This window comes from Bacillus sp. FSL K6-2944, from assembly GCF_038005385.1.
Lineage (GTDB): Bacteria > Bacillota > Bacilli > Bacillales > Bacillaceae_G > Bacillus_A > Bacillus_A cereus.
Window position 1 is genome coordinate 235,042 of sequence record NZ_JBBOTE010000003.1, and the last position, 13,564, is coordinate 248,605.

The following is a 13,564-nucleotide window of genomic DNA, read 5'->3' on the forward strand; positions in this document are numbered from 1 at the left end:
ACTCTTTTCTCTATCTACAATCTTTGCCAGTGGAAATAAAATACGTATATACTAGATACGGAATCTATGAAAGAGGTTGATATAATGAAGACATTTCTTTCCGCCTTACAATGGGCACTATTTATTTTAGCTGGAAGCCTTATTGTACCAATTAGTGTCGCAACTAGTTATGGTCTTGATGGCGCTGAAGCCATTGCATTCGTACAAAGAACATTATTTGTTCTAGGCTTTGCTGGTCTCTTGCAAGCTATATTTGGGCATAAACTTCCTATTCAAGAAGGTCCTGCTGGCCTTTGGTGGGGAATTTTCTCCCTTTATGCGAGTTTAGGCGTCGTATTATTTGGATCAAGCAATGAGACACTTAAAGTTCTTCAATATGCTTTCTTATTAAGCGGTATTATTTGTATTATTCTTAGCGTTTTTGGACTTATTGATAAACTCGTTCGCTATTTTACACCGACAGTCATTGGAACGTATTTATTTCTTCTTGTCGCGCAGCTTAGTGGCTCCTTCTTAAAGGGAATGTTTGGCCTTGATGGAAAACATACAGAAGTACAACCTAACGTATTTATTCTTTCACTCATTGTTATTTTACTATCCTTTTTCATCATGAAGCTACCTATTATTGGACAATATTCCGTTCTTTTCAGTATCGTATGCGGCTGGATATTATTCGCATGTTTCGGATTATCTAATCCAATAACACCAGTGACAGACATAATCCGTTTTCCATCCTTATTTGTTTTCGGAATGCCTCGTGTTGAATGGAACATGGTAATTACGGTCATTTTCGTTACACTCTTACTTCTAACAAATATGTTAGCAAGTATTCGCGTTGTACAAAAGGTTGTCTCTAAATATGAAGAAAACGCTGCATCAGATCGTTTTAAACAAGCTGGCATTATAACAGGAATCAACCAATTGCTAGGCGGCCTATTTTCAGCTATTGGGCCTGTCGCTATTTCTGGATCAGCAGGTTTTATTGCAACGACTAATATTTATAAACGTCTCCCGTTTATATTAGGGTCAAGCTTTATTATTGTCGTTAGTATATTTCCAAAGATTACTTCATTCTTTGCAGCAATCCCTGTTGCAGTTGGTTATGCCGCTATTTATCCTGTATTCGCAAGCATGATTGGTCTCGCCTTTCGAGAATACGAAACTGTCCAGGATAAAGAACGATTATTTAAAGTAGCCGGTCTTTCAATCTTTACAGGAGTCGGAGTTATGTTTGTTCCAGCAGGAGCATATTCCACACTTCCACCATTTCTAGCATCGTTTTTAAGTAATGGTCTCGTTCTTGGATCTGTAATGGCAATCTTGCTAGAAATACTATTTTCTCGTTCCGCTGCAAAACAAATATCGTAAATTGGAAAACTTCCATTATTGCACTCTACCTTTAGAGTTGTTACGATAAAATCAAACTTTAATCATTGGGGTTTTATTCTTCCCCAATGATTATTAACCAATATTATGAGCAACAACTCATAATAATTTATCTACTTCTTTTCAAAGAGGTTTGATGTCTTACTATTATTCCTCAACATCTTCATGAACATGTATTTTGATTTCAATTAAAGAAAGGAATTTTCTATATGACTTATAAAATGATTGTTTTAGATTTAGATGATACTTTATTACGTGATGACCATACTATTTCACCTCGTACGAAAGAAGCGTTAATGACTGCACAAGAGCAAGGGGTAAAGGTTGTACTTGCTTCTGGACGTCCAACGTTTGGTATGCGCAATGTAGCCAAAGAACTTCGCTTAGAAGAATACGGCAGTTTCATTCTATCTTTTAATGGCGCAAAAATTATTAACTGTAAAACAAACGAAGAAATCTTTAGTAGTACACTATCTCCTGAAATCGTTCACAACCTATTTGAAATTAGTAAAACTGAAGATGTATGGATTCATACTTATATGGGCGATGATATCGTAACGGAAGAAAATAATCCTTATACTGAAATTGAGGGCGATATTACTGGTATGCCAATTGTTGTAGTAGATGACTTTAAAGCCGCAGTTAAAGAGCCTGTAGTAAAAGTATTAATGAATAAAGAAGCTGAACGCCTTGTTGAAGTTGAAAAGAAACTTCAACAACAACTAGAAGGCCAATTAAGCGTGATGCGTTCGAAACCATTCTTCTTAGAATTTACTGAAGCCGGTGTTACAAAAGGAACGAGCTTAAACAAACTGATTCAAAAGCTTGGCATTAAGCGTGAAGAAGTTATCGCAATGGGCGATAGCTATAACGACCAAGCAATGATTGAATTTGCTGGTCTTGGCGTTGCAATGGGCAATGCACCTGATGATATTAAAGAAATTGCGAACTACGTAACAGATACAAATATGAACGATGGTGTTGCAAAAGTTGTAGAGAAATTCGTTTTAAAAACGGATGTACTTGTTTAATATTTTCATTCACAAAACCTATTTGAAGTCAAATACTTCAAATAGGTTTTTATTTAAATTCTCATGCTTTTGTGACTATTTTTTGAACTTTGCACTATTCTCGTAGTGTAAACTTTCTTTTTGTATATAATGAAACAAAATAGACTATTTTATTTTGAAAAAGAATACAAATTTACTATATACAAGCATACGTTAAAGGAGGCTACTTTATGTTATCTACACCAATCGGACGATTAAGAGCAATTGGACTAGTTGAGGGTATTTCTTTCCTATTACTATTATTTGTAGCAATGCCATTGAAATATTTTGCAGGATTTGCAACAGCTGTTAAAATTACAGGCATGGCTCATGGTGTTCTATTTATTCTATTCATCTTTGCAGTAATTCAAGTAACAATCGTACACCGTAAATCAATTTTATGGGCACTTGGAGCATTCGTTTCATCAGTTATCCCATTTGGTACTTTTGTACTAGATGCAAAAGTAAAGAACGAGCAACAATGATAATAAAAAGGTAGTTAACAACTGTTAACTACCTTTTCTATTTATAAATTTGGAATTTCCCAATCAATTTCTCTTTCGCCCATATTAGCTAAAATCGTATTTATTTTAGAATATGGCTTACTACCAAAGAAACCACGTCTTGCCGATAATGGGCTTGGATGTACAGATTCGATAATATGATGATTCGGATTCGTAATTAATTTCTTCTTCGCCTGCGCATGGCGCCCCCACAATATGAAAATAACTGGCTTTTCACGTTCGTTCAACAGTTCAATTACACGATCTGTGAAGTGCTCCCATCCTTTTCCCTTATGAGAATTTGCTTCGCCTTGACGAACTGTTAATACGGTATTTAGTAATAATACTCCTTGTTCCGCCCATTTTACTAAATAACCGTTATTCGGGATTTCATAACCATATTCATCTCGAAGTTCTTTATACATATTTAACAATGACGGTGGTGTTTTAACACCAGGTTGCACAGAAAAGCTTAAACCATGCGCTTGATTCGGTCCATGATATGGATCTTGCCCTAAAATGACAACCTTTGTATTTTCATAACTTGTATACTGAAGAGCGTTAAAAATATCTTCTACCTTCGGATAAACAACATGCGTGCTGTATTCTTCTGTCAAAAAACTGGATAGAGTAAGATAATACTCTTTCTCGAATTCTGGTGCCAATAGTGGCTCCCAATCATTCTTTAAAACATTTTCCATACTGTCACTTCCTGTCTAATTAATTCACCATATCCTGTCTTGTAAATACTACGAACGAAATAACAAGAGAAATAACTGCCCAAACAGTTAAATTCATCAAAGAAAACCCCATCGATAAACCTTGTAATGCAGGTAATTTTCCTGATAAATAATCCGTTAATGATAAATTCACACTAAAAATATATTTGGCGCCTTCCCAAGATGTTGCGAACGAGCTTAAAATACCGCCTGCAATTAATGCAGCTAGCATAACGCCCATACCAGCTGGTGTATTACGAATTAAAACAGAGACCATAAATGATATAGTTCCGACAACGATAGCAACAAACCAGGCTAGTCCATACGCCATTAAGATGTATTGCCACTGCGGAATAAGATGTACAAAGTTCGTATTTAACGTTTCCTTATCAATGACGAATCCTGTTAAAACAGGTAAATTCCATCCCGAGTACCCAAATACAAGCCCTGATAATATGTAAGCAAACAAACCTACAAGAAACAGTATGAGCGAAATGAAAAATAACATCGTCACGTATTTACTAAGGAGTATTTTCCAGCGCCGAATCGGCCGCGTAAGTAACATCTTCATCGTCCCATCACTTCGTTCTCCTGAAACGATATCAATGGCGACAATCATTACGAGAAGCGGAATAAATAATGTAATTCCTTGTTCAATAAATGCTCTGACAAAAGTCGGTGCACCCGGTGCCATCGGATTAATATCATGATCTAAATAATATTGTTGTTGCTCAACTCTTACCTTTAACCAATCACGCCATTCTTCTGGCAACCTAGAATTGTTCAACCGGTTCTGAGAATCAACAATTTGCTGTTGCAATGAAACCTTCCAATCAGTTGTACCGAGTCTTTTTTGTGTCGTTTCTATTTCACGATACTGCGCATACACAAAAAGCGGGATCAAGATTGCTAAAATAAGCATGACAACAAAAATACGTTTCTTGCGGTAAATCTTTTCTGATTCATTTAAAACTAGATTCGCAAATTCACGCATGCTGCTCACCCCTTGTGAGTTCAATAAATAAATCTTCTAGCGTAAATACAAGCTCCTTAACGCTATGTACATCTATTTCATTTTCTACAAATTTTTTATTCCAACTACTTATAGATGCAATATCCATGCGGCATAGTAATCGCTCGCCTTTTACACTCACTTCTCTTATTTCCTCGGCCGCTTCTAGCATATCTTTCGCCTTAGAAATCGGTGTAACAATCCATTCTACACGATCACTTGCTGTTTTAATTAATTCTTCAACCTTGGCAACTGTTATCATCTTTCCTTTATGAATAATAGCAACGCGATCGCATATCATTTGCACTTCACTTAGCAAGTGACTTGAAATAAACACGCTCATATTTTCTTCTTTTACAAGCTTATGTATAAATTCCCTAAGTTCTCTAATCCCTGCTGGATCTAAACCATTCGTTGGCTCATCTAATATGAGCAATTTCGGATTTCCAAGGAGCGCCTGTGCAATTCCAAGGCGTTGTTTCATACCAAGTGAGTACGTTTTTACCTTGTCATGAATTCTTTCATCTAAATGAACCATTTCAGCAATTTCAATAATACGTTCATCTGATATATCACCTAACATACGAGCAAATTGCTTTAAATTTTCCCATCCTGTTAAATATGTATACAACTCTGGGTTTTCAACGATACTCCCAATTTGACGCATCGCTTCTCTGAAGTTTTCCTTAATCGAATAACCACCGATAGAAATCTTACCTTCTGTCGCCTTAATCAATCCGACTAACATTCGAATGGTAGTCGTCTTCCCAGCACCATTTGGTCCTAGGAACCCGAACACTTCTCCTTGCTTTACATCAAAGGAAATATTCTCTACAAGAGTCTTCTTTCCAATTACCTTCTTCAAGTCTCGTACGGAAAGTATCGTCGTCATTTTACCCCTCCTTGTTCTAGTTTTAATTTACTTACAACATTTTGAACTAAACGTTCTGCCATATACGTATAACCTACTTCGTTCGGATGAAAATGATCAGAGTATAATAAATCTTTCCCGCGGTTTTGGAATAAATCAAATGTCGGTGTAATATACACATTTTTATCGTTTAGCGCTAATTTCTCTAAAGATGCATTCCAGTCCACAACAATGTTTGAAGACCCTTTTAAATCTTCTACATCTTCAAAAGGATTGTATAAACCAAGCCAAAAAATCGGACTATCTGTATTTAATTTACGAATTTCTTCTATAATTTTCTTTGCTTCATTTTGAAACGTCTCTGTGTCAGGACGATACGTCTCTAAATCTATTTTCCCAAGTGATTCCCAGCCTGGGAACAAATCATTTCCACCAATCGTTAACACAATTACATCTGCTTGCTTAATTGAATATTGAGCGCCATTACTTTCAATTTGTTTTAATAAATCGGGCATTTTTGCACCACTAACTGCTAAATTTGTTAATGCAATTTTTTGCTTATAATCTTTTTGTAAATCCTCTTTCATTCGCCCAACATAGCCAATTCCTTCTTTATCACCAACGCCACGCGTTAATGAATCACCTAAACTAACGATTTGTAACGTTCCCGTTTTCTTTTTCTCTTTTGCCACTACATCGGTCTTTTTAATTAAATTTGAAGCTTTCGGATTTAATACATCATTTACACCTGAAACAAAGCCATATGCAAATAAACAGAAAGATGCAATTGTAATGAGTAGAATTACTTTTACTACTTTTGATCTCATATCAAAACCCCTTTTAGCCCTCATAGATTGTCCATAATTATACCAAACGAAATTTTGAAAAGCGATTTTCACACCTTCTCAATTATGTCGTTTCTCTATCTATTAACTCTGGTAATAACTCTATATGCTTCACATCTAATTTCTCTTCATTAATCTTTTCATATAATAATTCAAACGCTTTCACTCCAACGTTTTTACTAGAATGCGAAATCGTCGTTATACCCAATATATCTGCCACCTCTTGATCATCACACCCGATAATCGTAATATCCTCTGGAATACGAACTCCTTGTTTTTTTGCTTCTGTAACCATCCCCGCTGCAATATGGTTACAAGATACAAGGAACGCCGTCGGTTTTACTGACATATGAGCCCATTCTCTAATTACATTGCGTCCATCTTCCACTGTAAAACATCCCTCAAATTTCCAGGTCTCTAACGATGTTACGATACTCTGTTGAAGCGAATCTTCGTACGCCTTCTTTCGTCTTTGGCTATTAACGCTATTACTTCTTCCAATACAATATCCAATACGTGTATGACCGGCATCTATTAAGCTTTTCATCCCACGTGAAAATACTTTGTAGTAATCGATATGGACACTTGAAATATACTTCGAATCTATTTCTTCACACATAACAATCGGGCCGAATTTCGTATATTCTTCAAGCTTCTCCTTACTATTTGTCCGAGAACAAATAATAACCCCATCAAGCTTTTTCATTTTTAACATATTCAAAATTTCTAGTTCTCTTTCTTCACTATAATTCGTCTGGCAAAGCATCATATTATAATTATTCTTTGCTGTCTCTTTTGATATCCCCTCGATAATAGCGCTATAATATTGATCATTTACGTGTGGCAATAAAACGCCAATTACATTCGTTTTTCCTTTCACTAAATGAATTGCATTCACGTTTTGCGTGTAATTTAATTCTTCTATAATCGCTAAAATTTCTTTTCGTTTCTGTTCATTTACGTACGGATGATTATTTAGTACACGTGAAACAGTTGAAACAGATACTCCAGCAAGTTCAGCAATCTTTCTTATATTTGTCATCTCATTTTCCCCTTCTCAAAAAAATTCTTCCTTGACCTGGTAAGCTTTCCACAATATATCCTTTCCTAGCAAATACATTTAGAAAGGATATACAACTATGCTTCGATTCAAATTAGAATATATATTTTTCATTGGCGGTTTACTCATTCTTGCCATCGGTATTAATATGATGACGACAATTACTTCCTTTGGACTTAGCCCTTATGATTCCTTCTTTATTGCACTATATCAAAATTTTGGGATAAGTATTGGTTTTTGGATTTTCATGATTAACTTTGCCTTTACACTTATCGTACTCTTTTGGAATAGAAAACAAATTACAATCGGTACAATTGTAACGATGGTTCTTATTTCTCTTTTTGTTGATTGGATTGGTTCCATTACAACTATTATGGACGCTATCCGCTCTCTTCCAAAATATATAACACTTATTTGCGGAAATCTATTCGTTGGAGCTGGAATTGGTCTTTACGTCTCTACAAACCTTTGTGCAGCGCCTCAAGAAGCTTTCGTTTTAACGGTTGCCGAGAAGAAAAAATGGACGTTTAGAAGAACAGAGATTTCATTAGCCTTTTTATTTTTAACGTTAAGCTTTTTATTAGATGGACCTATCTATTTTGGAACAATCATCTTATCCTTTACAACAGGCTGGATTATCCAAGCATTTATTCAAGTTGGTACGCAGATTTTAAATAGAAAAGAGCCTATTAAGCAAGCTGCTTAATAGGCTCTTTCTGTTTTATGGTAAGAGATACTACTTAGCATCCCCTTCAATTCGATAGTTCGCTTTCAAACAATCTATTTCTTCATACCCTTGCAACGTATGTAGAATATAATCATAATCAGCAAGAGACGCACGATGCGTTACAATTACAATTTCAGCCTTTCCTTTCTCTTCAAGCGGCATTTGAATAATTTTCTCAAAGCTAACTCCGCGCTCAGAGAACAATGAAGTAATTTTTGCAAATACACCAATTTCGTCTTTTACATGCAGTCTTAAAAACTTTTTCACGACAATTTCGTCTGGCTCTTTTAATACTTTTTGATATTGTGGGACTACAGCACTATTTCCTGTTACCCCTAATCTAATATTTTGCATTACAGCAACTAAATCCGAAACAACAGCTGTAGCTGTCGGTAAACTTCCTGCGCCTGGTCCATAAAACATCGTTTCCCCAACTGCTTCACCGTACACATACACAGCGTTATATTCATTTTGTACTGCTGCAAGAGGATGTGTATTTGGAAGTAAAGTTGGTTCAACTGTAACCTCCAATTTTTCACCATCTCGTTTTGCAAGACCGATTAATTTAATTGTATAACCTAAGCTCTTACTGTATTCAATATCTTCCTCTGTAATAGAGGTAATACCTTTTACTTTCACATCTCCAAGCTCTACATTTGTAGAGAAACCGAGGGTAGCTAAAATCGTCATTTTTCTTGCTGCATCTAAACCTTCTACATCTGATGTTGGATCTGCTTCTGCAAATCCAAGTTGTTGGGCTTCTTTTAACACGTCGTTATATGCTCTCCCTTCGTCTGACATTTTCGTCAAAATAAAATTTGTTGTTCCATTTACAATTCCCATTACTTTCGTAATAAGATCTGAAGAAAGTCCTTCTACGATACTGCGTAAAATTGGAATTCCCCCTGCCACACTCGCCTCATAGAATAAATCAGCCTTATTATCTTTTGCTGTCGCTAATAATTCAGCTCCATGTAATGCCATTAAGTCTTTATTTGCAGTTACAACATGCTTTCCGCTTTTTAAAGCTTGTAAAATATATGATTTTGCATCATCAATGCCACCCATCACTTCAATAACAACATCAATATTTGGATTATCTAAAATTTCATTTGCATCTTGTGTTAATAGAGTAGAAGGTACCTCTACCTCTCTCTCTTTCTCAATGTTTTGCACTAATACTTTCGTTACCTTCACTGGACAACCTACTTGGTGTATGAGTCGTTCTTGATGATCCGTAATAATACGAACCACACCACTGCCAACTGTCCCAAGACCTAATAACCCAACTTGAATTTCTTTCATAGTACTGTCCACCCCTCAAAAATTGTGTTTAGATGAAATTATATGAGTAAAAAATCTGAAAAACAATGTATTTTGAACATTCGGAAAAATAAAGGTTAATCTTTACAAGGAAAACGTTGCCACGTGTTACACAATCTTTCTTTACAATATATAAGGGGTTTCTTGATACACGTAATAATTTAACCAATTAGAAAACAATAAATTACCATGACTCCTCCACCTAACAAGCGGCTTTTCATCTGGATTATTATGTTTAAAATAGTTTTTTGGCACATCAATATTTAATCCCTTGTCACGATCTCGTTCGTATTCTTGTTTTAACGTCTCACAACTATATTCGCTATGTCCAAGGGCAAACACTTGCCTTCCTTCTGGCCCAATAACAAGGTGAACACCTGCTTCTTCAGAGTTTGCTAACAATGTTAATTCTTTCACTCCTCTAATATCATTCTCTCGTACTTCTGTATGACGAGAATGCGGAGCAAAAAACAATTCATCAAATCCTTGTAATAATTTCACATGTTGCTCGCAAACTTCATGTTCAAATACACCGAACACTTTTTCCTTAAGGGGATACTTTGGAACACCATAATGATAGTACAAGCCAGCCTGTGCCCCCCAGCAAATATGGAGCGTAGATGTTACATTCGTTTTTGAATACTCCATAATATGTTTAAGCTCTTCCCAATAATCTACCTCTTCAAAAGCAAGGGTCTCCACTGGCGCTCCTGTAATAATGAGCCCATCAAACTTTTCATTTTCAATATCACGAAACGTTTTATAAAAGCTTGTTAAATGTTCTTGCGTTACATTACGCGATAGATGTGATTCCATATGAAGCAAATGAACATCTAATTGTAACGGCGTGTTTCCAATTAAGCGAAGTAATTGCGCCTCTGTATCTTGTTTCGTTGGCATTAAATTTAATATAGCAATTTTTAAAGCACGTATATCTTGTGTTTCTGCCCGCTCCTTCGTCATTACAAAAATATTTTCTTTTTGCAACACTTTGCGAGCCGGTAAATCTTTATCAATTATGATCGGCATGTGTTTTGCCTCCAACTAGAGCTGCTTCCAAATCTGCAATAATATCAGAAACATCTTCTATACCAACCGATAAACGAATTAAATCAGATGTAACACCCGCTAAACGCTGATCTTCAGCATTTAATTGTCTATGCGTCGTACTAGCAGGATGTATAACGCAAGTTCGTGCATCAGCTACGTGCGTTACAAGAGTTGCTAGTTTTACATTTGCGATAAATTCTTTTGCTGCTTCTAATCCGCCTTTAATACCGAAAGTTAAAACACCACTAGCACCTTTTTTCAAGTACTGTTGTGCTAACGAGTAATTTTCATTACTATCTAACCCCGGATAATTCACCCATTCAATACGTTCATGATTAGCAAGCCACTTAGCAACTGCCAGAGCATTTTCGCTATGACGCTCCATTCGTAAATGCAAAGTCTCTAAGCCAATATTGCTAATATATGCATTGAATGGGCTCATACAATTTCCATAATCTCTTAATAGTTGAACACGTGCTTTCACAATATATGCTGCTGCACCAAAGTTTTGAACGTAACTTACACCGTGATAACTTGGATCTGGTTCAACAAGCTCAGGATATTTTCCATTTGTCCAATCAAAGTTTCCACCGTCAATTACAATACCGCCTAAAGAGCTCGCATGCCCATCGATATATTTAGTCGTAGAATGAACAATAATATTTGCCCCATATTCAAACGCTTGGCATAAATAAGGAGTTGCTAATGTATTATCAACGATAAAAGGTACCTCTAATTCTTTAGCGGCAGCTGAAAATTCTTTGAAATTTAAAACATTCATCGCTGGATTTCCTAATGATTCTGCATAGATAAGTTTCGTCTTATCGTTAGCAAGTGCCGTAATTTCATCTGCCGTTAAATTTGGATTAAAGAACGTAACATCAATGCCAAGCTTACGTAAACTCACCCCAAATAAATTAAACGTTCCCCCGTAAACAGTTGAAGAGCAAAGTAAATGGTCTCCACTACTACAAATATTTAAAACTGCGAGCATAATAGCTGCTTGCCCAGAAGCCGTTGCAACAGCTCCTACACCGCCTTCTAAATCTGATAACTTCTGCTCAAATGCTGCTAAAGTAGGGTTTCCAATACGTGTATAAATATATCCTTCTGCCTCTAAGTTAAATAGAGCTGCTAAATCATCCGAAGTATCGTATTTATACGTTGTGCTTTGATAAAGTGGTAAAACACGTGGTTCACCATTCTTTGGCGTATAGCCACCTTGCACACAAATTGTTCCTTTTCCCCATGATTCTCCCATCTCTCATTCTCCTTTCTTTTATACAAAATAAAAAACTGCCCCTTTCCTGAAAACAAGAAAGGAGCAGTTTGAAAACACGCTCTAAAGGCTCTTTCTTATCTCTCAGGATTACTACCTGCAGGATTTGGCACAATTCCGTTATACGGCTGTTGCCAAGGTTTCATCGGGCCTGTCCCTCCACCTTTTCTTGATAAGACTATGCAATTACCGTTGATTTTATAGCAATAATTTCCTAATGTCAAACAGTTTTTCTGAATGTTCTAAAATAAATGTTAACAGTTTCATATAAAGCAACAAAAGAAATATATTCTAGTCTATTTCAAAAAAGACCTTTAAAAACCTCAAATCAGTCTATAAAATTAAATAAGTAATTTAACCTATAAATTCAAATTCCCCAAAAGTTAGCCTATATGTTGAATAGGCCATCTTCTCAAAAAGATACTATATATATTCAATCCATTTTTCACTAGTATATTTCACTTTTTTCCCTACTAAGATTTACATAACGGAGGTATAACATGACAAATAAAAAAGATATGCATTACATACTTGCTCTATATGGCATTCTTCTAGGATCTATAGTAGGAGCTACAGTCTGGTTATTTTTAGTCACAATAAATATTGGAATCCACTTTATTTGGGGATACTTGCCTGAAGTTCTCTCTTTTCCCTCTTATTACACCCTTTGCGTAACAATAATTGGCGGGGTCCTTGTTGGTCTATCACAAAAACATTTCGGTACATACCCACGCCTTATGCCTGAAGTAATGGCTGAATATAAAAAAACTGGTCGAATCGAATATCGCTTTGTCCATCGGGCTACTTTAACAGCGATTATTGTTTTAATTTTCGGTGCTAGTCTTGGTCCAGAAGCCGCACTAGTTGGAATTATAGGCGGACTGTGCACATGGGTAGGGGATCGCTTTAAATTTGCCTTAAAGGGTATGAATGAGCTAACCGAGATCGGAATTGGCGCTACTTTAAGTGTCATTTTTAACGCACCATTATTCGGTTATTTAGCACCAAATGAAGATGAGGGGGAAGAAATTGCTGCTTTTTCTAAAGGAAAAAAAGCGATTGTATACTTAGCTACTACTTTCGCAGGTTTTTCTGTTTATTTACTACTGAGTAAACTTGATAATCGTGGATCCTTTATTGTTGATTTCGGGGAAGGTACACTTTCTTTCAATGAATGGATTGCATTTCTTCCACTTGCTAGTATCGGTGCTATAGTTGGTTTCTTTTATTTCAAGTTAGAATTCACATTAGAAAAGTTAATTCACCCTTTTAGAGAATACAAGCTGACACTCGGAATTATCGGTGGTATTTTATTAGGAATTGCGGGAACCTTTCTTCCGTACACATTATTTTCAGGGGAACATCAATTAAAAGAATTAGTTGTTGAATGGAGCCATTTATCTTTTTGGATACTACTTCTTTCAGGGATTTTAAAGTTGTGCATTACTGCCGTTTGTTTGAACACAGGGTGGCGAGGTGGACATATCTTCCCAATTATATTTTCTGGGTCAAGTATCGGATACGCTGTAGCATCTATTCTTCCTATAGATCCAGTAGCATCTGTTGCCATCGTAACAACAGCAATTTCAAGCTATGCGTTACGAAAGCCAATAGCTATAACATTACTATTACTTATGTTTTTCCCGCTTAATTTACTATTGCCCATGCTTGGTGCAGCTGCTATCGGGAATGCCTTTCCACTCCCAAAACATAACGAAAATAAAAATTAATAAAAATAGG

Annotated in this window: 13 protein-coding genes and 1 riboswitch; of the genes, 5 read left to right on the plus strand and 8 right to left on the minus strand. The window is 36.0% G+C overall.

Annotated elements, in window-relative coordinates; genetic code table 11:
- Positions 1-84: 84 nt before the first annotated feature.
- The 3 genes from MHH55_RS27705 to MHH55_RS27715 all read left to right on the plus strand — a co-directional run bounded on the left by MHH55_RS27705 (position 85) and on the right by MHH55_RS27715 (position 2,920).
- Complete coding sequence (locus MHH55_RS27705) at positions 85-1,368, plus strand: purine/pyrimidine permease (protein WP_000847034.1); 1,284 nt, start codon at positions 85-87, stop codon at positions 1,366-1,368.
- A 227-nt stretch (positions 1,369-1,595) separates the two neighbouring features.
- Positions 1,596-2,417, plus strand: coding sequence for a Cof-type HAD-IIB family hydrolase (locus MHH55_RS27710; RefSeq protein ID WP_000221387.1), 822 nt, complete (start codon positions 1,596-1,598; stop codon positions 2,415-2,417).
- 209 nt (positions 2,418-2,626) lie between these two features.
- Positions 2,627-2,920, plus strand: a complete 294-nt coding sequence (locus MHH55_RS27715) for a DUF3817 domain-containing protein (RefSeq protein ID WP_078186310.1) — start codon at positions 2,627-2,629, stop codon at positions 2,918-2,920.
- Between the two features lie 41 nt (positions 2,921-2,961).
- Here MHH55_RS27715 and MHH55_RS27720 read toward each other — a convergent pair whose 3' ends face one another.
- Genes MHH55_RS27720 through MHH55_RS27740 form a run of 5 tightly spaced genes read right to left on the minus strand, consistent with a single transcriptional unit; the run spans position 2,962 to position 7,427 of the window.
- The gene (locus MHH55_RS27720) at positions 2,962-3,639 is read right to left on the minus strand and encodes a uracil-DNA glycosylase (RefSeq protein WP_000432519.1); all 678 of its coding nucleotides are present in this window, start codon (positions 3,637-3,639) and stop codon (positions 2,962-2,964) included.
- A gap of 19 nt (positions 3,640-3,658) precedes the next feature.
- Complete coding sequence (locus MHH55_RS27725) at positions 3,659-4,651, minus strand: ABC transporter permease subunit (protein ID WP_001206474.1); 993 nt, start codon at positions 4,649-4,651, stop codon at positions 3,659-3,661.
- Entirely contained in the window at positions 4,644-5,561 is a 918-nt protein-coding gene (locus MHH55_RS27730; protein WP_000207708.1) for an ABC transporter ATP-binding protein, read from the minus strand. The genes MHH55_RS27725 and MHH55_RS27730 overlap by 8 nt, the downstream gene beginning before the upstream one ends.
- Positions 5,558-6,439 (minus strand): SGNH/GDSL hydrolase family protein, encoded by an 882-nt coding sequence (locus tag MHH55_RS27735; protein ID WP_002022849.1) that lies wholly within the window; start codon positions 6,437-6,439, stop codon positions 5,558-5,560. The genes MHH55_RS27730 and MHH55_RS27735 overlap by 4 nt, the downstream gene beginning before the upstream one ends.
- Positions 6,440-6,449: 10 nt before the next feature.
- Complete coding sequence (locus MHH55_RS27740) at positions 6,450-7,427, minus strand: LacI family DNA-binding transcriptional regulator (protein WP_000181978.1); 978 nt, start codon at positions 7,425-7,427, stop codon at positions 6,450-6,452.
- A 97-nt stretch (positions 7,428-7,524) separates the two neighbouring features.
- On the opposite strand from MHH55_RS27740, the gene MHH55_RS27745 reads away from it, so the two are divergent.
- Positions 7,525-8,151 (plus strand): YczE/YyaS/YitT family protein, encoded by a 627-nt coding sequence (locus MHH55_RS27745; RefSeq protein WP_000943416.1) that lies wholly within the window; start codon positions 7,525-7,527, stop codon positions 8,149-8,151.
- Positions 8,152-8,181: 30 nt separating this feature from the next.
- Here MHH55_RS27745 and MHH55_RS27750 read toward each other — a convergent pair whose 3' ends face one another.
- The 3 genes from MHH55_RS27750 to MHH55_RS27760 form a co-directional block, all read right to left on the minus strand.
- The gene (locus MHH55_RS27750) at positions 8,182-9,477 is read right to left on the minus strand and encodes a homoserine dehydrogenase (protein WP_000659109.1); all 1,296 of its coding nucleotides are present in this window, start codon (positions 9,475-9,477) and stop codon (positions 8,182-8,184) included.
- A 141-nt stretch (positions 9,478-9,618) separates the two neighbouring features.
- Positions 9,619-10,524: a homoserine O-acetyltransferase MetA gene (gene metA / locus MHH55_RS27755; RefSeq protein WP_001121540.1), complete on the minus strand. Its 906-nt coding sequence runs from the start codon at positions 10,522-10,524 to the stop codon at positions 9,619-9,621.
- The gene (locus MHH55_RS27760; protein ID WP_000504787.1) at positions 10,508-11,806 is read right to left on the minus strand and encodes a bifunctional O-acetylhomoserine aminocarboxypropyltransferase/cysteine synthase; all 1,299 of its coding nucleotides are present in this window, start codon (positions 11,804-11,806) and stop codon (positions 10,508-10,510) included. The genes metA and MHH55_RS27760 overlap by 17 nt, the downstream gene beginning before the upstream one ends.
- A gap of 92 nt (positions 11,807-11,898) precedes the next feature.
- A riboswitch (SAM riboswitch) is annotated at positions 11,899-12,003 on the minus strand.
- 321 nt (positions 12,004-12,324) lie between these two features.
- On the opposite strand from MHH55_RS27760, the gene MHH55_RS27765 reads away from it, so the two are divergent.
- Positions 12,325-13,554, plus strand: a complete 1,230-nt coding sequence (locus tag MHH55_RS27765) for a chloride channel protein (protein ID WP_074554302.1) — start codon at positions 12,325-12,327, stop codon at positions 13,552-13,554.
- Positions 13,555-13,564 lie beyond the last annotated feature (10 nt).

Bases quoted from the DNA above. Each gene is read 5' to 3' on its own strand.
- MHH55_RS27705 (WP_000847034.1), top strand. From the start codon at position 85: ATGAAGACATTTCTTTCCGCCTTACAATGGGCACTATTTATTTTAGCT.
- MHH55_RS27710 (WP_000221387.1), top strand. From the start codon at position 1,596: ATGACTTATAAAATGATTGTTTTAGATTTAGATGATACTTTATTACGT.
- MHH55_RS27715 (WP_078186310.1), top strand. From the start codon at position 2,627: ATGTTATCTACACCAATCGGACGATTAAGAGCAATTGGACTAGTTGAG.
- MHH55_RS27720 (WP_000432519.1), bottom strand. From the start codon at position 3,639: ATGGAAAATGTTTTAAAGAATGATTGGGAGCCACTATTGGCACCAGAA.
- MHH55_RS27725 (WP_001206474.1), bottom strand. From the start codon at position 4,651: ATGCGTGAATTTGCGAATCTAGTTTTAAATGAATCAGAAAAGATTTAC.
- MHH55_RS27730 (WP_000207708.1), bottom strand. From the start codon at position 5,561: ATGACGACGATACTTTCCGTACGAGACTTGAAGAAGGTAATTGGAAAG.
- MHH55_RS27740 (WP_000181978.1), bottom strand. From the start codon at position 7,427: ATGACAAATATAAGAAAGATTGCTGAACTTGCTGGAGTATCTGTTTCA.
- MHH55_RS27745 (WP_000943416.1), top strand. From the start codon at position 7,525: ATGCTTCGATTCAAATTAGAATATATATTTTTCATTGGCGGTTTACTC.
- MHH55_RS27750 (WP_000659109.1), bottom strand. From the start codon at position 9,477: ATGAAAGAAATTCAAGTTGGGTTATTAGGTCTTGGGACAGTTGGCAGT.
- metA (WP_001121540.1), bottom strand. From the start codon at position 10,524: ATGCCGATCATAATTGATAAAGATTTACCGGCTCGCAAAGTGTTGCAA.
- MHH55_RS27760 (WP_000504787.1), bottom strand. From the start codon at position 11,806: ATGGGAGAATCATGGGGAAAAGGAACAATTTGTGTGCAAGGTGGCTAT.
- MHH55_RS27765 (WP_074554302.1), top strand. From the start codon at position 12,325: ATGACAAATAAAAAAGATATGCATTACATACTTGCTCTATATGGCATT.